The sequence below is a fragment of the Paenibacillus sp. FSL W8-0426 genome (genome assembly GCF_037969725.1).
Classification (GTDB): Bacteria; Bacillota; Bacilli; order Paenibacillales; family Paenibacillaceae; genus Paenibacillus; species Paenibacillus hubeiensis.
This window is the reverse complement of the sequence record NZ_CP150203.1, coordinates 2,113,677-2,135,711: the sequence shown is the minus strand read 5'-3', so window position 1 is coordinate 2,135,711 and position 22,035 is coordinate 2,113,677. Positions and strand designations below refer to the sequence as shown.

Here is a 22,035-nt window from a genome sequence, read left to right as displayed (position 1 = left end):
TATACCAGAAGCATAATCGGATTTAAAATATCGGATTTATCGGTTTCAGCTATTCTTCAAAACGGTTGCCTCCACATCGTTGATGAAGCGGCGCAGCTTCGCCGCAACGTCCCGGTTGATTTCGCCGTTTTCGTACAGCTGCTGCACGGTATTGCGCTGTTCCTGAACGGCTACCATTTGCAGCTGCAGCTTTTCCTGATCGAACGGATCTTCCGTCTCATCCTCGTTCCATGACCTTAGCTTCGCAACGAGGCGTTCGTATTTAGCGATGACAGATAACGCCGCAGAGCGATTGCTGTCGTTCATCTGTGAACGGATAGCCTTGATCGCCGCTTCGGAGCTCCGCAATTTGACCTGGCGATACAGGTCCGCATTTTCGATGGCAAACGGTTTATCCGGTTTGCCCGCCCGGTTGGCAAACAGATGGCCGAACATGCGCCCGATCTCGCCGAGCGAATACATCATCTGTGCATTCGTGCGGCTGGAGAGCATCATTTCCTTTTTGTCCAGCCAACTATTGCATTTGAACGCCGCATCGGATGAGATGACTTGTTCATCCATCATGCTTTCGATTTCTTTGCGCTCTGCCCGGGTGCCGATCAGGCTGATATCCGCCTCTTGTTTCAAAAATTCCTTCTGTTTCCGTGCATCCAAGCCGGATGCTTGGCGAATGGTTTTGGAAAGGTCGGAAACCACAGCAAGGGCAGCAGCCTTGTTGTCGTCGGTCATCTCCGACTTGACGGCGCGTATGGCGGCCTTGAGCATCATGTTCCGCGCTTTGCGCTCCGTCTTCTGAGGAGTTTCCTCGCCGACGGATTCATCCTTTTTGGCTAATACAGGAAGCAAGGCACTGCCGGCAATCAACGTGAACAAAATGACACCCGCCGCCAAAAAGATGATCAGATCCCTTTCCGGAAAAGGAGAACCGTCCTGAAGAACATACGGAATGGAGAACGCTCCTGCCAGCGTAACGGCCCCGCGCACCCCGGACAATGTGATGATGCTTGTCTCTTTCACCTTTGGTTTGCCAATAAACGATTTGCCTAGCAGCGCGTCGCTGCCTTGCCAGAACAAATAAATCCAGGCGAACCGCAGCAGCAGCAGCAGAACCGAGATCAGAACGACGTATCCGAGCACCTGCAGGTTGTCGAACGAGGCACTCGAGAAAATTTTGCCCAATACGTCAGGCATCTGCACCCCTAAAATGACAAAGACGAGACCATTCAAAATGTACAGAATGACCGACCACGTACTGGCCGATACCACCTGCATCTTGATCTGCACGGATTCGGTACGGTCCCGCTCAATCGCATGGATAATACCTCCCGCCACCACGGCCAAAATACCGGAAACGCCCAGCTCCTCGGTGACCATATAAATGATGAACGGCGTTAGAATCTGCAGGAGCATATGGACGGTGACGTCCTCCATGCCAAGCCTGCGGACCCAGACGCCAAGGCGAATGAGCAAAAACGACAAAATCGCCCCGAGCAGCAGTCCGCCAATCGAGATAATCAGAAAGCTGACCGATGCTTCCGCCAGGGAAAAGACGCCTGTAACCGTGGCCGCGATGGCGAATTTGAACGCGACCAGACCGGAAGCATCATTCATCAAGGCTTCGCCTTCCAGCAGCCTATGTATGCTTTTCGGCAAATGAACCCTGCCTGCCATCGCTCCGACGGCAACCGCGTCCGTGGGCGACAGAATCGCGGCGAGCGCGAAAGCAGCCGGTAACGGAATGCTGGGAATCCACCAATGAATCGCATATCCGGCAACCAGAACGGTAACAAAAACCAGGCCTAACGCCAGCAGCAGAATGGGAGCCCTCAGGTTCCACAACTCGTGCCTGGGCGTGCGTTTGCCATCGTTATATAGCAGCGGTGCTATGAACAGCACAAAAAACAATTCCGGGCTAAGCGGAAGCTTCACGCCGTGGGGTAGCAAAGCAACGACAACGCCCAGCGCGATCTGGATCAGCGGAACGGGGATAAACGGTACGAACCGGTTTAAAATATTCGATAAGCCGATCAGCACAAGAAGCACGAGCACAGGGATAAACAGTTCCATGATGACCTTCCTTTCCGCAGGCAAAAGTTTGACGTTTCGCATGTTGTATCGTTTGGCGCTTACCTCAAACCCAAAAGACCGATTCTGACTATAAGATGTTACAATAAGAACCGGACAATACCTGCATTGGAAAGGATCTTGATGTTATGGCCTTCGGAATCAAACGGCAGGAACTGGCCGAATGGAAAAAACGCGTCGCTCAAGGCGAGCTGGCTTATCTGACTCATTATTGGATCGATTCCCGTTTCCCCGGCGTCACAACTGTGACCAAGGTGGGATGCGCCGACCTGGATCGGTTGGAGAAGTGGTGCAGGGATCACGGATTGGACCCGCAGTACATCCACCGGCGACAGCCCTACCCACACTTTGACCTGCTCGGCAGGCGGCAAAAGGAAATCCTGCTCGAAGAGGGGTTAACCGAGCACATTGAACGTTTCCGTCTTTAATGCTGTCGGTCGCTCATCCATTCCACCCGGCCCCTGCTTCTTGTGCGGGAACAAGAAAAAAACGCCAGTTTTCGGGATGGCCCCCGTTGCACGGGGCATCCCTGAATACTGACGTCTTTCTGCACATGCCCGTTCAACGGTTCGCGTGCTCCAATTGCTTCATTTTCTCCAACAGCTTCAGTTCAATCTTCTTCAGCATACCCAGCATTTGCTGCTGCTCCTCTTCCGTAAGCGCCTGCAAAAGCTCCCACGTCATGCGTCCGCGATTTGCATTTAATGCCTGCGCAAGCTGTTCTCCTTCTTCCGTAAGGGAAAGCCAGACGATTCTGCGGTCTTCCTCGCTGCGTACGCGCCGAATCATGCCTTCGCTCTCCAACTGGTTCAGCACAATCGTCGTTGCCCCTGAAGAGAGGCTGAGCTGCCTGGCCACGTCGACAGCCATGCAGCGGCCTTCGCGCAAAATCATGCCAAGAATGTGACTCTTGGTTGGGTTCAGTTTGCAATTCGTGTCCGTTTTCTGTTTTTGCTCCAACACTTTGTTTTTATATCTGAAAAAAGCTTCAATCAATTGATCCACATTTGCCAATTGCGAGCTTTGCTCCGGTTCTGGGCGCATACCTTTTCCTCCCGACTAAAATCATAACCTGTCTTTTATTGTAACATATTTAACGAAAACGGTTTGAGCAATTTACCCTTACGGCTTCGCCAAAAAAATGAAATGGCAGTTGCAATCGTTCAAAAGATTTGTTTATAATAACATATACGTTTAAGTTACTTTTAGTTACTTAATGATTTTTGTAAATTTGTTATCATTAAGTAATTGTATATACTGATGGCAAGCTACTTTAATGCAAGGGAACTTACAGACATGAACAATAATACTCCGTTACACGTTGATGTGTGCATCGTGGGAGCCGGTCCTGCCGGAACGCTGCTCTCTCATCTTTTGAACCGAAAAGGAATATCCACGGCATTGGTCGAACGGCAGGCGAACCTGCATAAGTCATTTCGCGGCGAAGTGCTTAACCAGGACGGCGAGGCTGTCCTGAACAAATACGGGCTGTATTCTCTCGTTGCCCAGAGCGGCACGCTTCCGCTCGCAAAAATAGAATACTGGGAAAACGGGAGCATCCTGCACACCGTCTATCCAGGTGAACACGAGTCCCATGTAGGCATTCATGTGCCTCAGCATCATCTGCTCGACGTCATCGTTGCCGAGTCCGGCCGGCTTCCAGGCAACCGGGAACATGTATTGTTCAATACGATCATGACCGGTCTGCTGAAAGACGAGCAGGATAACGTGATCGGGATTCACGTACGGCAAGACGGATCGCCCGCCTCCATCCGGGCTTCGGTCATCGTGGGCGCAGACGGGCGTTATTCGGCCGTCCGCAGGCATGCGGGTTTGGTTCCGGACGTCCGCAAGCACGGGTATGATCTGTTATGGGCGCGAATCCCCGCTCCGGCGGCATGGGAACCGGCTGTGCGCCTGGCCAGCATGGACGGCGAGCAGCTCGCTCTTTTCTCCCAGTTCGGCGGTTACGTGCAGATTGGCTGGAATATTCCGCAAGGCTCTTATCCGAAACTGCGGCAGCAGCATTTTGAGCCGTTCATCCGGCAACTGGTCGCCGCGTTTCCGTGCCTTTCGGATTCCGTGGCCGCCCATATCCGGTCATGGAGCGATTTTGTATTATTATCCGTGGAAAGCAGTTACTGCGAGTCGTGGACGCATGGCAATATTGTGCTGCTCGGCGATGCGGCACACACCATGACGCCTACGGGTGCTTTTGGCCTGAACGCCGCCATCGAGGATGCCGACGTGTTAGCTGAATTGCTGATCGGAATGGCTGATGACCACTTTATCGATATGGCTCCATTACAGCAGTTGCAGCTCGCTCGTGGGGAGAAAGTGAAACAACAGCTGGCCAAACAGGTCGACATGGAGAATTCCTTCCAGGAGCGTTACGCCTCCTTTATGGTTTAGTGTGTGCAAAAATGCCTGACTGCATCAACAAGAATAAAAAAACAGCCGGAATGCCTGTGAGTGCAACCGGCTGTTTTTTTGGGGCAAACGCAATTAGCCTTCTCGCCCGTTCATGGCGCTCACCTTGAGCTCGCTTAAAGGCAAGCTGCCCCGTTCCGGATGGCGCAAGCGCACAGTCCGGCTCTCCCCCGGCAGCAGGTCAAAATAATTGTCGCTGAACCGGACGCGGCCCAAGGGAAGTTCCAGCTTGACCATACGGGCAATCGCATGATGCGCCGTCACCGTGACAGATAGCTCCTCTTCGTTGACGTGCACGCTCAGCCGGGATTCCGGCAATGCCACCTCCTTCGGATCGCGCAAGAAATATCGATTGGAAGGTGCCGCGAACCCTTCCGCGCTCAGTTCGACAATAACGTCTTGGGCACGCCGGCCCATAAGCGCCTCCGCTTCATTCAACTTCGCCACGCAGACCGCCGATTGCGGGCCCACCTCAGCGGCATAGCTGCTGGAGTATACGTTTCCGCCTTCAAAATCATACACCCGAAGCTGAAGCTGCCCACGCACCGGTTCCAGCGTATCATTCACCATCCAGAGGGCAAGCGGTTCGCCCGGTTCATGCTCCAAGGACAATAAAACAGGGTGAAAGAACACTTTCCCATAATAAAAAGAAGCCTTAGGCAGCAGCTCATAATCAATCATCGACCAGCTCGTGCCCGGCCAACTGTCATTCAGCTGCCATACCAGCGCACCGCTGTTGCGGTGTTTGATCCGCCGGAAATGTTCAATGCCGTAACGCAAGCCTTCGGCCTGTGTCAACATCGAAAAGTTCATGTATTCATCGATGTTTTGCGGAATGCCTGTGTAGCCTTCCATCAGCAAAATGCCTTTCTGGTGGTTCGTGTCTTTATTTCGGTAAGCCATCTCAGGGCTCCCCCAATAAAACTGGCCAGGAGGCATGTTTTTTTCAAGCGTATACCTGTTCGCCGAGGCATGCATGCCGAATTCGCTGCTAAACAGCGCCATATCCTTTTTATAGTTTTTGAACGTTACGCCTTCGACGCTGTAGTCCAACAACGGGGGTTCGCCTTGTTTTCGCGGATACACCGATCCATGCCACACCTGCCAGTTGTGCCGATCACCGACGCCGGGATCGTTGGCATCCATTCCGTGGCTATCGCCAAAAGGCGAGGATGGCCAATATGGCCTGGACGGGTCAAGCCGTTCCAACGCTTCCGGAATCAGCTCGTGATAGATCAATTCGCCATAGAACGGGCTTGTTATATCTCCGCTAGCCGATTTCATGTCATACAGCCAATCGATTTCGTTATTGCCGCACCACAGGGCAAGCGAGGCCCGATTGCGCAAACGCACTACATTGTTTTCCACTTCCCTGCGCACGTTCTCCATGAAATCCTGATTGAAATCCGGGAACAATGCGTTGGCAAACGCAAAATCCTGCCATACCAGCACGCCTTGACGGTCACATTCGTCATAGAACACGTCTTTCTCGTAGATTCCGCCCGCCCATACCCGCAGCATGTTCATATGGGCTTCCACGCTCAGCTCGACCAATTCGCGATAACGGTGCTCCGGAATCGAACCGATCAGATGATCTGCGGGAATCCAGTTGGCGCCCTTGGCATATATCTTCACTCCGTTCAGCACAAACGCAAACGAAGATTCTCCTTGCTCATTGTGCAGGGCAAGCTCCATCGTGCGAATGCCATACGGTTCGCTGTACCGATCCACTTCCCGGCCATCTGCATAAAGAACGACTTCAAGCGTATGCAAATACGGCTCGCCAAGATCATGCGTCCACCATAAACGCGGTGATGAAACTGACAAAGTAGCCTTCGCTTGTCCTGCCAGCACGGCTAGGCCGTGAGCCGATGCGATTTCGTTTCCTTGTGCATCAAACAGTCGTACATCGCAAGTAAGGGAGATCGGATGCTCCCTTCGTTTCTTGCTGCGAAAAGACTCAACGGAGGCGGCTTCTGCCGTAACATCGACAAGGGCCTGCTGCTTGCTCGCAGCACGGGTCTGCGCATACACGCTCTTTAGCTGGGCACGGGTGCTGCGCTTCAGCCATACCTTTCCCCAGATCCCCACAGTGACCATGCGCGGGCCCCAGTCCCATCCGAAGTTCATGGCCGCCTTGCGTAACCAGGGTCGTTCCTTCGTATAGGAGGACCAGTCAAACTGCTCCTTATCCCGATGATGGATGGATAGCGGATCGAATTTTACGGCGACAGCATTCCATCCATTGCGGATGATCGTTGTGACGTCGAACGTATGGGACATCAGCATGTTGGCTGTTTTGCCGATTTCATGCCCGTTGACGTATACCGTTGCAAAGGTATCAAGCCCCTCGAAAACCAGTTCAAAGCGATCTTCCGCGTTCATCTCCTTCACGCAGTTGAAGTTGGTTCTGTACCACCATTCCTTATGTTCGATCCAACGGCTTTTGGCATCGTTATGCCCATAATACGGCGGATCAATAATACCGCGTTGAATCAGGGCTGTGTGCACATCCCCCGGCACGTCCGCTCCGATCCAAAAACGGTCGTCCAATCCGGCCGCCGCCAATTCCATGGCCCGTTTTTCGCCCACCTCGAAATGCTGTATTTTCCATTCTCCCGACAAATCCAGATCTGAATTCTTCAACGTCATCATGTGCCTCTCTCCCAGCATTAAACATAGTCGTGCAGAAACCGTTTTCAGAAAATGAAACGAAAAATATACAAATATATTGCCTCTGATTTCACCCAACACTCAAAGATAACGCATACATAGCTAACTTAACACAGACCATTGCCCTGCGTCCAAAAAATTTCGTTCACAAAAAAGGAGCCCTCCTTCGAGAGCTCCTGCAAAGACGCCTTTCGTTTTGAATCGTAAAATTAGGATCATATGATTCCGGTTTATTCGATGCTGCTTTTCACGAGATCGGCAAAAGCTTCCGACCCTTCCACCGTCAAATGCACGCCATCGTGCTCAAAATATTCGTCGTGCCCTTCGCTTGCACTATACCAATCGATCAGCGATACATTGTCGTAGCTGCTTTCCGCATCGTTCAACGCTTTATTGACCGTACGCTCCCAAGGACGTGGCACCCTTACCGTCACGAGATATACCCGCTCTTTATCCTTGAGGGAGTCAAGTACGGCATTCAGACTCTTCGAGTTAAAGGAACCGTTCGTTCCGAGCTCAAGCACGACCCGGCTGCCCAATTTCCGATTCTGTGCCAGTTCCGTCAGAACGTCGGCAGCCTCCCACATCTGGCGGCCGACATGCCCGTCCACGTATACGCCGGCTATGCCTTTTTCAAGATAAGGTTTGGCATCCAGAATAACCGAATCTCCGATCACGGTATATGCAATTTTTCCGTCCTTGGCCGACAGTGGAACGACATCTTCCTTGCCCGCTTCATTGGACGGAGCTTCCGGCGCTTTCCCCCCTCTGCTGCCTTTGGAGTCGGGGACGTTTCCCTTCGGTTCATTCCCCGAAACGACCGGCGCATCTTCCTGCACCGGTTGTTTTCCTTCGCCGGAACCCGCTCCAGCGGCCGGCTTATCATTGCTTGACTGCGGCTCTCCCTGATCGTTGCTTCCATTCGCCGATTGGTCTGAACCGGATGAAGGCTTCTCGCTTGCAGTTACATGCTGTTCTTCAGCAGGAGTAGAGCCCGCATCGTTGGGGAGCAGCGTATGCCCTTCTTCTTCATTCGATTCACGATCTCCGTTGAATGTGGCCGAGACCGATTCCGAATGGGAATCCACGTTGGCGGCCGATGTAACCATCATCTGCGAAATGGTAAAGCAAAACAACAGCAAGCCCATCATAAGAGCAGCACGTTTTCCCCACAATTGGTGCTGCGGAACATTCTGCCGCCCCTTACCCCACCATCCGGAAAACGCATGGCGAAACCCGTTATGCCGAATCGGGTTTTCGATATACTTCAAAGATAACGATGCCAGCACAAACGTCGCCAGCACTTGCAGCAGCATGCGTACAGGGTCTGCTCCATCCGTGTCCACGGCAGGGCTGGTGAGCACAATGACCGGATAATGCCACAGGTATAGTCCGTATGAACGTTCACCAATCCAGCGCAGCGGCTTTGCGCCGATGACGCGTGCCAGCAACGACGCGGGGTGGGCCAGCACTGCCACAAGCACCGTGGTAGCAAGAGCCTGCAATGCCATGCCGCCCATATATAACGAAGGATCGTACTCGCTGCTGGTCAACAGCATAACCACAAGCACGCCCAAGGCGGTCAGTCCCACCGCATCCATCATCATTCTGCCCCTGGCGGCAATCGATGCGGACAGTTTGCGGCTCGGCCATACGACAGCCAAAGCTGCGCCTGCGAGAAGGGCAAACGCCCTCGTGTCCGTTCCATAATAGACGCGGCTTGGATCGAGATCCGGATCGTACAGGATCGCCATCATGCCGGCGGACAATTCCGCAACCACCACGATGAATACGACCAGCCATCCTTTCCGTTTAAACAATGCGATCGACGCAATGAGAATCAGAGGCCAAACGATATAGAACTGTTCCTCCACGGCCAGTGACCAGAAGTGGCCGAACGGCGATGGCGGCCCAAAACTCTCAAAGTAAGAAACGTGATGAAAAATGTACCACCAATTGCTTATGTATAAAATGCCCGAAATGATGTCTCCGCGAAGCGCCGCAAGCCGGGAAGGATCAGTAAACAACAACCAGATCATTACAACCGCCGTCATCGTGAGCATGCCCGGGAGCAGCCGCCTTGCCCTGCGCAGCCAGAAGTCGCCAAGGGCGATCCGCCCGTGCGCCTTCCATTGAGACAGTAGAATATCCGTTATGAGATAGCCCGATAAAACAAAAAACATGCCTACTCCGAGCAAACCGCCGGGAATAAATCCTAAATTCAGGTGATAGGCGATGACCGCCATCACCGCGATGGCCCTCATGCCATCCAGCCCGTTCATGTGGCGTCTGCCATTCATTACTTGTGACATGCAAGCCCCTCCTTGTCAGCAGGAGCCGACGCCGAAAGCGTCCGTAGCGTTGCCGTGCTTGTTGCATTTCTGGTTGTCATCCACATCATTAACATTCGTACTGCACCTTCCATCCTTCATTTCCACACAACAAAGACGCGCCATATTCTGTTCGCGTTGCATCTATATTTATTGAATCCGCATCGCTTCCCGTTTAGCATTATACGCCGATGCTTCCGGGAAGAAATGACAGCAACCATTACAAATCAATGAAACGATGTAACCTTTTCTGCCAGATTCAACTAGCTGTAAAATCATACTGCAAAACCGCCGTTTAATACAATGTTTTTCTCGTACTGGACAATATTACCTGTCATTTCATGGCCGCGTTTTCATCCGCAATGCAGAAGCACTTCCACAGATGTCGTGAAAACCCGACTTCGTCCGACAAAAAAAGGCTGCAAACCATGTCTAACAGCCATTACCCATTATAAACCGAATTATTGCCAGATTGAAAGTTTTGCCCCGAATTGCGTCCAGATACCTAGGACCAGGGAGAGAGTACGCATTAGCGTATGGAATCGCCAAGAAGGTGCATATTGATGAAAGTTCTGCAATTCTATGAAATCTCATGCCCGGACAAACGCGTACATTACGCATATGGTTATGAACTGCTTCCCGTTCGTCCATACTATAACCTACGAATACTACGTCATGAACCATGGCAGGGAGGATGCAACATGAACCGGAAACAACCGCAGAACAATCAACCTGCACCACCGAAATTGCCCGTTCCGCTGGAATTGGACCGCACCTGGTTGAACCAGCTCGAATCCCGGCTTGACAAAGGCGGTCCCTGGGGCGATTACCGGCTCTTTCAACTGGCGAATCAAGCCGAAGAAACGAATCTCATTCCCAATTTTGACGAAATCCATTGCCTGAAACATCTGCAAGGGCTTACTCCGCTCCCCCATCAACTGGATACTGCCCGCAAGGTACTCTTTGAAATGTCAGGCCGGGCCATTCTTGCCGACGAGGTAGGTCTGGGCAAAACGATCGAGGCCGGGCTGATCCTCAAAGAATACATGATCCGTGGACTCGTCTCCAAAGTGCTTATTCTCGTGCCCGCATCCCTTGTCCTGCAGTGGGTGCGAGAGCTGAATTCCAAGTTCGGCATTCCCGCAGTCGCGCAGAAAAAAGCCTACTCCTGGCAATCCGAAGTCGTCGTTGCCTCCATGGATACGGCCAAACGCGATCCGCATAAGGATATTTTGCTGGGCACGGACTACGACATGATCATTGTCGACGAGGCCCACAAGCTCAAAAACAAAAAGACGACGAACTATCAATTCATGCTCAAAATGCGAAAAAAGTACTGCCTGCTGCTTACCGCTACCCCGGTGCAAAACGACATGGGCGAGTTGTTTAACCTCATCAACCTGCTGAAGCCCGGGCAGCTCGGCAAGCAAGGCGATTTTGCCGCCAACTTCGTCGTCGACAAACGTATACCGAAAAATCAGGAGCAGCTCAAGGACGAGCTGTCCAAGGTCATGATCCGCAATCGGCGCGGTGAAGGCCCCGTTCAGTTCACGAAACGCAATGTATCCAACGTGAACCTGCAGCTGTCACCAGACGAACAGGCTCTTTATGATGCGGTTACGGCCTTCGTGAAGGATCAATACCAGGAGGCCGGCGGCAACTTAAACAGCATGCTGTCACTGGTCACGCTGCAGCGTGAAGTATGCAGCAGCCGCGATGCCGTCTTTGTCACCCTGGTCAACCTGGCCAAAAAGCTTCCGCTGGATTCTCCGCTGCGGGACAAGATCTGGGAGCTCGTTGCCCACATCAAAGCCATTAAGGCCAATTCCAAAGCGGAAAAAACGATGGAACTCATTCGCGGCATGAACGAAAAAGTGATCATCTTCACGGAATACCGGGCCACGCAGGAATACCTGCTGAACTATTTCCGCAATAACGGGCTGACGGCAGTTCCCTACCGCGGCGGTATGAACCGGGGCAAAAAAGATTGGATGATGGACCTCTTCCGCGGTCGCGTGCAAGCCATGATTGCCACGGAAGCGGGCGGCGAGGGCATCAACCTGCAGTTCTGCCACCATATGATCAATTTCGATCTTCCATGGAATCCGATGCGGGTCGAGCAGCGAATCGGGCGTGTACATCGGCTCGGGCAGCAGAACGACGTCAATATCTATAACCTTTCGACGACAGGCACCATTGAGGAGCATATCCTGAACCTGCTTCATGAAAAAATCAACATGTTCGAAATGGTTATTGGCGGCCTGGACGTTATTCTGGAACGGCTGGAAAAGAAAGAATCCATCGAAAAAAGCCTGTACAAAATCATGCTGGAATCCCAAAACGAAGACGATATCCGGCGCAAAATGGATTCCCTCGGCCAATCGCTCCATTCCATTCAGCGCGAAGTACAGAGTGAAGTGCCCGAGCGGGAATTACGGGAAGGAGGAAGATCACGATGAGCATGGCGCCAAACGAAGTGCAGGCTTACGTGCTGACCTATCTGGAAGCAACGGATTGCGACATTTTGGAAAAATCCCCGGCCCATGTTACGGTCAAGCTTTCTCCGGAGGCAGACAAAGCCCTGACGAATCGCCCTTATTACTGGGGGTTTGTGGAACGCACCGGCGCTCCGGCCGAAACGATGTCGTTCACCTTCGTTTTCGATCCCGAAGCCTATCAACGCTCCCTTGAAGCAGCAGAAGCGGCTTCCGCCGCCTCGCAGGCGCCCAATTCACCTGCAGCAGGCGGTGAAGCAAAGGAAAGCATTTTGGGCCGGTATTTCGGCATTGCTCCTGCCCTTCCGCAGCTCGGACCAGGGCGCATCCTGCGCGAGGATGTCGTGTACGGCAGCCGGCGGTTGCAGCAGATTTTCGGCGCTGCCCGCGAAGGCGGCTCCTATGTCAATTTGTTCGAGCAGCCTGCCAAGCGGCAGCTGAACGCTTCTGCCCCATCCCTGTACGAGCCCTGGCTCGGCGTCTGCTTCAAGGTGGAATTTGCCTGCGACCTAAAGCGGGAAGAACTGCATTTCCTCGGCATTTCCTTACGGTCCGGCGAAATCGTCGAACGATTCGGCTCCAAGCTTAACCGGCGCGTCCTCAGCCCGCGGCTGGCCGAAAACATGCACGTCCAAACGGCCAAAATGTCGCTGGCCGCCGCCGGAGACGCGCTGGAAACCCATCTGACCAACCAGCTGATGCTGCTGGATTACAGCTGGGCCGAACAAGCGAAGCAGCGTCTGGAATTGGAGCTGTCCGTGCTGGATGCCTATTACGAAGCTGTTTTCAACGAAGAGGAAGGCGAAACGACAACGTCCAAACGTGCCGAAGCGAAGGATGCTTCCCCTGACGAAGACAAGGTAGAGCAAGCCGCATTGGCGCGCGAAGCCCTGAAACAGCAGTATGAAACACGTCGAACCGAAATGATCTGGCAGTATGAGCCCAAAGTGAAGGTTACGGCAATCAGTTGCGGCATGTTTCATTTAAGATAGACGTGGATGCTACTTTTCCAGCAAATGACGGCAAAAGTAGTGTTTATTCCTGAGCCGCCTGACGACAGGTTGCAGCACCCTTTGCACGGCCTGTCCCCTAGAATAGGAACTGGAATCGAATCGAACCGAAAAAGAAGGTGTGAGTCCATTGAACAAGCTTCTCTGCAGGCCGCGCATACTCCACGGGTTTCTGATCGGATTGGGAATAAGCCTGACCGGTCTGTTCGTGTCATCCTTCCCGATGTATGCAGAAGGCGCGGAACGGCAGCAACAGCGGGAGTCCTCGGCATATGCTGCCTCTGCGGCTAATCCCGAATTTACGCTCCCTTCTTCTGTACAAGCGCCCGAATCCGTGCAGCAGTTTGCCCGTAATCAGGCACGGGTGCTCGGAGCCGGATCACCCGAATCATCCCATATATGGGGTCGTGCAGAGCTGCGTTTCTTTCCCCTGGGGCCGGGGACACACGGCTGGTTGGTTCATGCTTATGTGGACGATGCGGCTCTAGGATATATGATCATCGTTGCCAGCGAACAGGGGGACCTGGTTCTAAGCGAATATGGTGAAGGCAAAGAACCGCTGTACAGTTTCACTTTGCTGAAAAAGGCTCTGCTTCGGCAACAGCTCGATCCACAGGTGGTCACGGCAGGCGGCGGGTCAATCGAGCTTCGCTACATGCCGCCTATGCTGGCCTACTGGTCCGTGAAGCAAAAAAACGGAGATTCTTTATATATCGACGCTGCAGGAGGTGATCTGCTTCCGTTCGAAGTTGTGCAGGCCGCGGAACAACGGCTCGCCGCCGGCGATCCCCATTCCTTTTGGAGCCTTTCGTTTAAGGAAAAGCAGCAGATCGTATCTTCACCTGACCCCCACGTCCTGGATGCATCAACGTTTACGGTTGACCAGCTGCATGCTGTCCCCTTGTACGATCCGGTTGAACAATTGTCATGGATCACCTCGCCTGCGATTCCTGTGAAGGGAACTGACGATCTGTTCAAACTATGGGGTCAAGGCCAATCCATCGTATTCTCGGCTGGCGAACGCAACATGTATTATGGCGGCCCGCTGCCGGTCGGCGGCATTCAAGTCTGGACATCATTGTCGGACGGGATGAAGATTGCGTATGCTGCCATAGGCGGCAGTTCGACCATTCAACGAAGGGTACCCTTGCAAACCTTGATCCATGACGGACATTTTTACGTGTTCGATCCCCTCGCCTCCGTGCATCATCAATGATACAATTGGTCATTATATCCAGTATTTCTATCGATATGGAGGGCATGATTCATGAGGTGGGGCTTCGGTGTTGGCATTGGCGTAATCGTATGTTTTGCCGCGGGATTTTTTTGGATGGTTACGTTTATTCAAAACGTGGGTGTCCCCCAAGTCCGGATGATGCAAACATTGAATTCAACCAACCTGGACATTGGCGCACTCGGAACGGACGAACAAGGCCACGGACTGTTTCTGACCCGGAACAACTTACAGCGTACCACTCAACTGTTTCAGGATCGCATGAGCCAACAAGGCTGGACGTATACCGGACAGGAAGGTTCGGGTTATTTTTTCAAAAAAGGCCGGCAAACCGCGGTCGTCACAACCCGCATCATGCACCGGAAATTCATTCAAATTCAGGTGCAGCATAATGTCGTTAACATTGCCGACTCATCCACAACAAATAAGACGCATTCCTCAGACTCACTCTAGGAAAGCGTCTTTTTGTCTTTCTTTGTACGATCTAAGTGAAGCCAGAGCTGCCCGCCGACCACTTATTTACGGTCCTTTCTTCTGACCCACATGGATAGGCCGTAGGGAAGCATGCCGAACCATTTAACCGCCCACGGTTCCTTCGTTTTGCGCTGTCCCTTTCGTTCCTCCCGCGGGGTTTCCATATAATGGACGACACGCTGCGTAATGTACTTCACCAATTCATCGCTTTTAGCCATTCTTTCGCCTCCTCACTATTCTACCGGCGGATCGCCGCCGGTTAGTTATAGTGTGCGCAGGACATCCGGCAGGTAAACATTTTTCCGGCTCGCAAAGTATGAAAAGCGTCAGAATGCACAGCCTAATGTCAAAGGGTTCCACTGCATCCAGTTCATGCGTGAGGTGCCTATTTAGATAAGGAGTGTGCGTTAACATGTTAAAGCTGTTATCCGTGACGATGGCACTGCTCATCGGCCTTTCCACACTATCCCATTCCACTGCCTTTGCAAGTGCAGGAATCCAGCGTGAATCCGTTTCTTCACCATCTACCGAAAAACAAAGCGAAAGTCCTTCCCTTTTGCCGCTCATGGACGGGGATGCTTATCGCTCCTCCCACCACGCCTTTGCCACACCGGTGATTTTACTCGATGTGGGCCATGGCGGAATTGATGGCGGTACAAGTGCGAAAGGCGTTTTGGAAAAAGACATCAACCTTGCCATCAGTCAGAAACTTTATCTGCTCCTGCGCAGCAAAGGATACGCGGTAATCATTAACCGGCTCGGCGATTATGCGCTCAGCGATGATAATCGTTGGCTGAACAGCCGTTCCAGGCACCATCGCGACTTGGCCCAACGGAAAAGCTTGAGCGAGGAAGTCAGTACCGACATTGTGGTCAGCATCCATGCCAACTGGAGCAAAAAAGCGGCCATCCGCGGTCCCGTCGTCTTGCACCAAAAGGAAGGCCGCAGTTATTTACTGGCCGAAGCCATTCAAAGCCGGCTCAATGACTTGTACGGAACCCGGCATGGCGTAGAATGGGGCAAACCGTTTTATTTGCTTAACCAGGTAAAACAGCCCGCCGTTATCGTCGAGACAGGATTTTTGAGCAATGCCGGGGATCTGGCCATGATCAACGATTCCGAAGGACAGAAGCGGATCGCAGAGGCTATCGCTGACGGCATTATTTTTTATCTATCGGCTGTGTAGGAAAAGCGTTCCAACTCCATACTTCCCGGGCCAAATCGCCAATACCGACGAATTCAACCTGTCCTTTGTAGCGTATCATCGCCTCATGAACGACGGCGGATGTGTTCAATCCGGTATGGCCGACATGACCGATCACCACGCAATTGGTTTTATCGAGCGTATGTTTCACGGCAGCGTCCATCTGTTTACGGATGTGCTGCTGCGTATTGCGGTCATCCAGAAATATGTCATTGCCGATGGGAGGCATGTTTTTCTGGACGGCCAGTTCGCCGACGATCGAGCGGAAATTGGTGCGGCTGTCCACAAAAAACAGCCCTCGCTCCCGGCACACATCCAGTACGACGGACATAATGCGTTTGTCTGAAGTGATTTTGGAGCCCATATGATTGTTCATGCCGATGGCATAAGGAACGTCATCGATTGCTCTTTCTACCCGCTCCCGGACCTCCTCATCGCTTAGTCCTGACGTGATGGCGCCCGGACCGAGCCATTCAGGTCTTCCCTTTTTCGGTTCCATGGGCATATGGACAATGACGTCCATGCCCTTTTCATGCGCAGCGACCGCGTCCTTTTTCGTTGTCGGCAAAAAAGGCATGACCGCCACCGTCAGCTTCGCAGGCACAGCCAATATTTCCGCCGTGCCCTTCATGTCGTTGCCTGCGTCGTCGATAATAATGGCAAGCCGCTTATGCGGTTCAGAGGATTCAATGCCTGAACCATCCTTGCCGGCTGGCTTCTGCATGTTCCATCCAGCATTGGCATGTTCAATCAAGTCGGAGCGACCTGCAGCAGCTCCAAATGCCCCGGCTGAGCCCTGCAGCAGCATTAGCACCATCGCACCGGCCATGATCACTTTTACGGCCCTGTTTTTGCCTATTCGCGCTTGTTGGCCTACATCTTGCTTTTTCATCATAACCCCCTCCTTATGTCCGTGTACTCATTGTTTCATATTGGAGGAGTGAATATGTACGCTGCTGACCCAGTCTTTCCGGTAAAAAATTGCACGTCAAACAGGCTTGCCAATATCGCTGGAACGCAAGCCTGTCATGTCATATTTATGCTGATACAAGGACGAATCACTATGTTAGCGCCCCAGCAATGAACAAAGATTCAAGAGCGGATATCCCGCAGCTTATCCGTCATTTAGTTAGATCATACCTTAAATTGGCGGCAGCTTCCACTTGCTGAAAGCCTTCCTGAAGGTAGAGGTTCTTGGCTCGTTCATTCTCGGCATTGACGCACAGGATCGCTTGAGAGTACCCTTGTTCAACCGCGAACGCCATTGCCGCTCTAAGGAGAATTCTCCCCAGCCCTTTTCCTTGGTATTCAGGAACAAGCGCAACCGGCCCGATGTTCATGATCGATGCTCCTTGGAATTCATCGTCCGAACCCCGCACGATTCCAACAGGCCGGTCCCCATGATACAGCATCAGCATCCCGCCCTCAAGGTAATCCTCCTCCGCAACCATTTTGGTTACCATGTCCGGTGTTACCGGTGTTTCATTTCCTTTCAGCTTGGCGAAACCCGCGTTTCGGATTTCTGCCCATGCCGCTTCGTCCAATCCCGTACGGAAAGCTTCCAATCGATATCCGTCAGGTACCTCGAAAGCCGGCTTTTCGAGCTGATGATGTACCAGAATAAAGGCATATCGCTCCAGCTTGAAATCCAGCTTTTTCAACGTTTCCATAAATTCGTGATGTACGGTTGGCACAAAAACAAACAGGTGATCCAGCCCTTTCCCATGCTGTATAATCGACTTCAACAATCGGCCGTGTAGAGTGAGATCACTCACTTCGGCGTGAAAAATGCGGAACCGCCCACGCCGCCCTTTGCGGTGATAAGCATCTTTAATGAGCGAAACTGCGCCAACCACTTCCTCCGCCGAATCCAGGGCAATATAGGTCGGATTGTCTTCATGGATGGCAAAGTCGCGCAAGTCCTCTTCGTATAAAAACGAATCATCCACTTCATTACGGTGCTTCCTGCAATATGCTAAAAAGCTCCCCAGAGTTTCCTGGCTCAAAGCTTCAATTCTATGATTGGTCATATGCGCTTCCCCGCCTCTACTTATATTATGAAAAAACTCCAGAGTTTCTCTGGAGTTTTGCTTATGATTTGTGGATGCGGTCGAGAGGACTCGAACCTGCAACAAAGACTAAGATACCGTGTATTAATTACGGGGTCAACCTATTTTTATCGAACAACAAACTCCAAATTGAAGTTACAGGAAGTCAAAGGTTACATTCCCATGAATGAAGAGATCGGACTGTACGAAAAATAAAGACCGTTATTCGGATAAGAATAACCATTCAAAAAGGTGGTGAAATGGCATGCAATGGACGCGACTCCTAAATAATCGGGGAATCCTAATGTCGTTATTGGCTGTAGGAGTTGGATTGGCTACCTATGGGGTTACACGGCGGCTAAGATAAAACAGCATTGACTGGCGTCCAATGATGTCGCCTGTTCGAAAAATGTTCTAAGTACAGCAGCAATAAACACCAAACAACCACCGGTATAAAAGTATACCGGTGGTCTCATGATCAATGCATGAACGCTGCAAAGATCCCTACAAAATCTGCGGGTACCTTGAACGAATTCATCAAAGAGTTTGTTTATCAACACGGTCACCAATAATGAAAGAGGGCATTTGAAACGCCTTCTCTTTTCACCTATTGCTTTTCTGGGCCTTCTTTGTTACGAGATTAAGCAAATAAGCTTTTAAGTCGACCATTCGCAAGTGTTCCGGCTTTTGGTCTGTTCCGCTGATGATCAAGGGAACAAGCGATTCCATTTTGCGAATGGAACCATGACCGCCTCCGCCCTTATGCGCAGGTGAACTGCCGCCCGTCAATTCATATCCCGGTTTTGCCGTGACAACCAAAAATTCGCCTTGGTGTGAACGGAGCGCGCTTGACAAACGTTTCAGAACATCGGGATATTGATCGTAATTCAATGAATGTGTGGCCGTGTTTATGCTTAAATCCAGCACCTCTTGATCCTGTTCGACCGTCCATGATTGGTTGTATGGATCAGTTAGATTGCCGCCTGCTTTAAATTTGATCTGTTTGCCTGTTGCCCCCTGAATGGCGTATATCCATTCCTGGTCTTTCCAGGAAACGAAATCGATGCGCGGATCGCTCTTCAATACATTTGCCGTGTCTCTCAGGGATCGATCCGCTTTCAATGAATATACATAGGCCATCGTTTCATTGACGGCGAGCACGATATCCGTATCTTCCGATACGGCTTCACCCGGACGCAAAATGGTGGCGTCTCCGAGCAAAGAAGGCAGATCAATGACCGGATTTTGCTTGGCAGGCAAAATCTGTGTCATTCCGCTGTCGCCTGCAATGACAAATACGGCCTCTTTCAAGGCTTTCTCCGGAGAACCGAATGTTTCCAATACAGATTGAAGCTGCTGATCCAACTTTTTGACTCCATGAAGTCCAGTGGGACCTTTTTTATGTAACTCCCGGTCCAAGTCCGGCAAATAAACAAACAAAAAATCCGGCAATGTATTGGAGTGAATCAAATATTTTACGGCTTCAATAGCGAAGTCATTATGGATGCCCAACCGATTCGTTACACCGTCCGGCAAGTTTTTTATCCCCTGAAACGGATTAGACAACGAACCCAGGGACAACAGGTCCGGCCCTTTCACATGAATCTCTTTCGGTAAAGAAGCAGGACCTTGAATCCAATCGGGTATCGACAACTTATGATCGGACGCCCCCCTGTAAATCAGGCCGTTGATCGAACCAGACTTAAACCCTTGCCGGGCTAAGTCCTCATAGATCGTAGGCAAATTCTTGCTCAAATGACTCCCGTTCAAATGGATCAGCGCATCAGCAAGTACCCGATTCACTCCGAGCCTGAGCACTTCCATCGGTCCGGTTCCATAGTTGATCATTCTCTTGGTTTCCGCTGAGTACCACGTCAGACCCGGCACACGGTGAATGTCCGGATACGCACCGGTAAGCAATGAGCTGTCGATCGTGACGGACATCGTGGGAAAGGAACTGACCAGGTTTTTATAATATTGTCCGTGTTCGATCAGAAATTTTAATGTCGGAAGCTCCTGCTTGCCGATTCCTTGGTCAATCGCCTGAACCATCAAAGAGTCTACCATCAGGAAAATGACTTTCTTCGCATTTTCTCCACTGGCGGAATTTATTCGCATCAAATCCTGTTCTTTGGGCTTCGAGTTCTGGCATCCGATCAGCATGATCGATATAAGGATCACAGGCCACATTCGAATCCCTTTTTTCTTCATAACGGTTCACCCCTTTATGTACATTGTGTCTTGAAATCTAGGGGGTATCCGAGGTTATTTTTTCCATTATGAACATAACCAAGATGACAATTACATCCGTTCCGTGAAAAGTATGGCTGGATTCAGGACAAATACAGCGTCTCGTGGCAAATCTCTCCCGCCGCACTGGACGAAATGATGGCCAATGGCACGCCGGTACAGCGTGACCGCGTTACACAGGCGTTCCTAAAGATGAAAAAAGCTCCTGAATCTCCAAATAAGGAAATTCAAGAGCTTTCTTATGGTTGTATTGATGCGGTCGAGAGGACTCGAACCTCCACGGGGGGTTAGCCCACACGGACCTGAACCGTGCGCGTCTGCCAATTCCGCCACGACCGCATATGTGGTATATCTCCGGAAATATCACGGCGACAAGGAAGAATATATCATAGAAACCGAAACTCTGTCAACACATTAACAGCCATGATGAACAGCAAAATGACGCAAAAGGAAATGGATGCTGTAGTCAGGCGACAAACTATTTATTTGTCCATTCCATTAGCTGTTGAAACGGTGGTTACTTTTTTGTAACCGAAAAACGACAGCCTTTTCGCAATTTGAGCATAAAAAATGAGAATTCCGTTAACATGGCGGTGCAGATAACCGTTTCAGAACGATTTGACAATTTCGTATTTATGCAATATCATTTCAAATGGTTACAAAATATTCATTATTCATGTGCCGAGTTTCATTAGTGAAAACGGGGGAACCATACCGGGTGAATTATTCCGATACATAGGAAATATAGGGAACCTTCTACCGAACCCTTAGCTAACTCCGTAGGCATCGAAGGGAGAACATAACATTTTGAAAAAGCTTATCCTGTCCTTATTCGGCGCAGCCGTTTTATTTACTTCCGGTGCAACAGCAACCGAAGCAAGCAGCATCAATACCGTAGTCAACAGCATGACTGGCATTCCGTACAAGTGGGGCGGCACAACAATGGCCGGCTTCGATTGTTCCGGATTTATGAGATACCTGTTTAACAAATACAGCATCGAGCTGCCGCGTACCTCGCAGGCACAAGCCAAGGCTGGCACCGCTGTTTCCAAAGCCAACCTTCGCACAGGCGACCTTGTATTTTTCAATACCACTGGAAAAGGCATCTCTCATACAGGCGTGTATATCGGTGGAGGCAACTTCGCCCATGCTTCAAGCAGCAAAGGCGTCAGCATCACCAAATTGTCCAATCCTTATTTCAGCGACCGCTACGTCACTGCACGCCGTGTAACCGGCGAATTCATGTATAACAAAATGCTTGGAAAAATTTAAACGATACCGCACTTGTTCATCCAGATCACTTGAGAAACATTGTACTCTAACCAAGAATGCCAAAAAACCAGACAGGGCTCGAGCCTTGTCTGGTTTTTTGGTGCAAATATGGGCTTATCGGATTAATGCAGTGCCTTCTGAACCCTAAGAGCCCCTTGAGACAGGGCGTGTCCGCCTCCAACGGCTCCGGCGACAGCAACGGCCTCCAGTATTTCCTGATCGGAAGCTCCCTTGGCACGGGCCTCCTGCACGTGGTAGAGCGTGCACACTTCATTATTCGCAAACAATCCGATGCCCAGCGCGATTAATTGTTTCGTTTTGGCGTCGATGGCGCCTGGCTGAAAACACTCGCCCGTAAATTCGTGATAGGACTTGACCACGCCGGGAAGCAAACCTTCCAATTCGCCAATCTGATCCTTGTACGCATGGACTTTATCGTTCATCAGTGTCATGTTGCAATCATCCCCTCACAGATAGGTTCCAGTCACTCACCGACCTTATCCTGTCTCCCGGAGCAGACAACTATGCCC

17 protein-coding genes, 1 tRNA gene and 1 riboswitch are annotated in these 22,035 nt (G+C 51.3%); of the genes, 8 read left to right on the top strand and 10 right to left on the bottom strand.

The window, feature by feature from the left end; translation table 11 throughout:
* Nucleotides 1–45 precede the first annotated feature (45 nt).
* A complete protein-coding gene (locus MKY59_RS09850) occupies nt 46–2,067 on the bottom strand; it encodes a Na+/H+ antiporter (RefSeq protein ID WP_339277313.1) in 2,022 nt (673 codons plus the stop codon).
* Between the two features lie 146 nt (nt 2,068–2,213).
* Between MKY59_RS09850 and MKY59_RS09845 the strand changes: the two genes are divergently transcribed.
* On the top strand, nt 2,214–2,513 hold the full coding sequence (locus tag MKY59_RS09845) for a hypothetical protein (protein ID WP_236417991.1): 300 nt from the start codon (nt 2,214–2,216) through the stop codon (nt 2,511–2,513).
* A gap of 133 nt (nt 2,514–2,646) precedes the next feature.
* Here the strand turns inward: MKY59_RS09845 and MKY59_RS09840 are convergent, their stop codons facing one another.
* A complete protein-coding gene (locus MKY59_RS09840) occupies nt 2,647–3,129 on the bottom strand; it encodes a MarR family transcriptional regulator (protein WP_236417995.1) in 483 nt (160 codons plus the stop codon).
* Between the two features lie 252 nt (nt 3,130–3,381).
* Between MKY59_RS09840 and MKY59_RS09835 the strand changes: the two genes are divergently transcribed.
* On the top strand, nt 3,382–4,497 hold the full coding sequence (locus MKY59_RS09835; protein WP_339277310.1) for an FAD-dependent monooxygenase: 1,116 nt from the start codon (nt 3,382–3,384) through the stop codon (nt 4,495–4,497).
* A 93-nt stretch (nt 4,498–4,590) separates the two neighbouring features.
* Here MKY59_RS09835 and MKY59_RS09830 read toward each other — a convergent pair whose 3' ends face one another.
* A complete protein-coding gene (locus MKY59_RS09830) occupies nt 4,591–7,167 on the bottom strand; it encodes a glycoside hydrolase family 2 protein (RefSeq protein ID WP_339278361.1) in 2,577 nt (858 codons plus the stop codon).
* Between the two features lie 251 nt (nt 7,168–7,418).
* Nucleotides 7,419–9,500 carry an acyltransferase family protein gene (locus MKY59_RS09825; protein WP_339277308.1) on the bottom strand — a complete coding sequence of 694 codons (2,082 nt, stop codon included), beginning with the start codon at nt 9,498–9,500 and terminating at the stop codon, nt 7,419–7,421.
* A 719-nt stretch (nt 9,501–10,219) separates the two neighbouring features.
* Here MKY59_RS09825 and MKY59_RS09820 point away from each other — a divergent pair.
* From MKY59_RS09820 to MKY59_RS09805, 4 genes are all read left to right on the top strand, one after another.
* Nucleotides 10,220–11,977, top strand: coding sequence for an SNF2-related protein (locus tag MKY59_RS09820; protein ID WP_339277306.1), 1,758 nt, complete (start codon nt 10,220–10,222; stop codon nt 11,975–11,977).
* Nucleotides 11,974–13,005 (top strand): YqhG family protein, encoded by a 1,032-nt coding sequence (locus MKY59_RS09815; protein WP_339277305.1) that lies wholly within the window; start codon nt 11,974–11,976, stop codon nt 13,003–13,005. Before MKY59_RS09820 ends, MKY59_RS09815 begins: the two co-directional genes overlap by 4 nt.
* Before the next feature lie 148 nt (nt 13,006–13,153).
* Entirely contained in the window at nt 13,154–14,239 is a 1,086-nt protein-coding gene (locus MKY59_RS09810) for a hypothetical protein (protein WP_339277304.1), read from the top strand.
* A gap of 51 nt (nt 14,240–14,290) precedes the next feature.
* Entirely contained in the window at nt 14,291–14,710 is a 420-nt protein-coding gene (locus MKY59_RS09805; protein ID WP_339277302.1) for a hypothetical protein, read from the top strand.
* A gap of 62 nt (nt 14,711–14,772) precedes the next feature.
* On the opposite strand, the gene MKY59_RS09800 is transcribed toward MKY59_RS09805, so the two are convergent.
* On the bottom strand, nt 14,773–14,949 hold the full coding sequence (locus MKY59_RS09800; protein ID WP_236418013.1) for a YqzE family protein: 177 nt from the start codon (nt 14,947–14,949) through the stop codon (nt 14,773–14,775).
* A 194-nt stretch (nt 14,950–15,143) separates the two neighbouring features.
* Here MKY59_RS09800 and MKY59_RS09795 point away from each other — a divergent pair, with 194 nt between their 5' ends.
* Complete coding sequence (locus MKY59_RS09795; RefSeq protein WP_339277300.1) at nt 15,144–15,917, top strand: N-acetylmuramoyl-L-alanine amidase; 774 nt, start codon at nt 15,144–15,146, stop codon at nt 15,915–15,917.
* Here the strand turns inward: MKY59_RS09795 and MKY59_RS09790 are convergent.
* The 4 genes from MKY59_RS09790 to MKY59_RS09775 form a co-directional block, all read right to left on the bottom strand.
* A complete protein-coding gene (locus MKY59_RS09790; RefSeq protein WP_339277298.1) occupies nt 15,892–16,827 on the bottom strand; it encodes a divergent polysaccharide deacetylase family protein in 936 nt (311 codons plus the stop codon). The genes MKY59_RS09795 and MKY59_RS09790 overlap by 26 nt on opposite strands.
* 229 nt (nt 16,828–17,056) lie before the next feature.
* Complete coding sequence (locus tag MKY59_RS09785) at nt 17,057–17,884, bottom strand: GNAT family N-acetyltransferase (RefSeq protein WP_339277296.1); 828 nt, start codon at nt 17,882–17,884, stop codon at nt 17,057–17,059.
* Between the two features lie 702 nt (nt 17,885–18,586).
* The gene (locus tag MKY59_RS09780) at nt 18,587–20,194 is read right to left on the bottom strand and encodes an alkaline phosphatase family protein (RefSeq protein ID WP_339277294.1); all 1,608 of its coding nucleotides are present in this window, start codon (nt 20,192–20,194) and stop codon (nt 18,587–18,589) included.
* A 293-nt stretch (nt 20,195–20,487) separates the two neighbouring features.
* A tRNA-Leu gene (locus MKY59_RS09775) sits at nt 20,488–20,572 on the bottom strand.
* 330 nt (nt 20,573–20,902) lie between these two features.
* Nucleotides 20,903–21,034: riboswitch (cyclic di-AMP (ydaO/yuaA leader) on the top strand.
* Between the two features lie 6 nt (nt 21,035–21,040).
* Between MKY59_RS09775 and MKY59_RS09770 the strand changes: the two genes are divergently transcribed.
* Nucleotides 21,041–21,505, top strand: coding sequence for a C40 family peptidase (locus MKY59_RS09770; protein ID WP_236418023.1), 465 nt, complete (start codon nt 21,041–21,043; stop codon nt 21,503–21,505).
* A gap of 122 nt (nt 21,506–21,627) precedes the next feature.
* On the opposite strand, the gene MKY59_RS09765 is transcribed toward MKY59_RS09770, so the two are convergent.
* A complete protein-coding gene (locus MKY59_RS09765) occupies nt 21,628–21,957 on the bottom strand; it encodes a carboxymuconolactone decarboxylase family protein (protein WP_236418025.1) in 330 nt (109 codons plus the stop codon).
* Nucleotides 21,958–22,035: the final 78 nt, after the last annotated feature.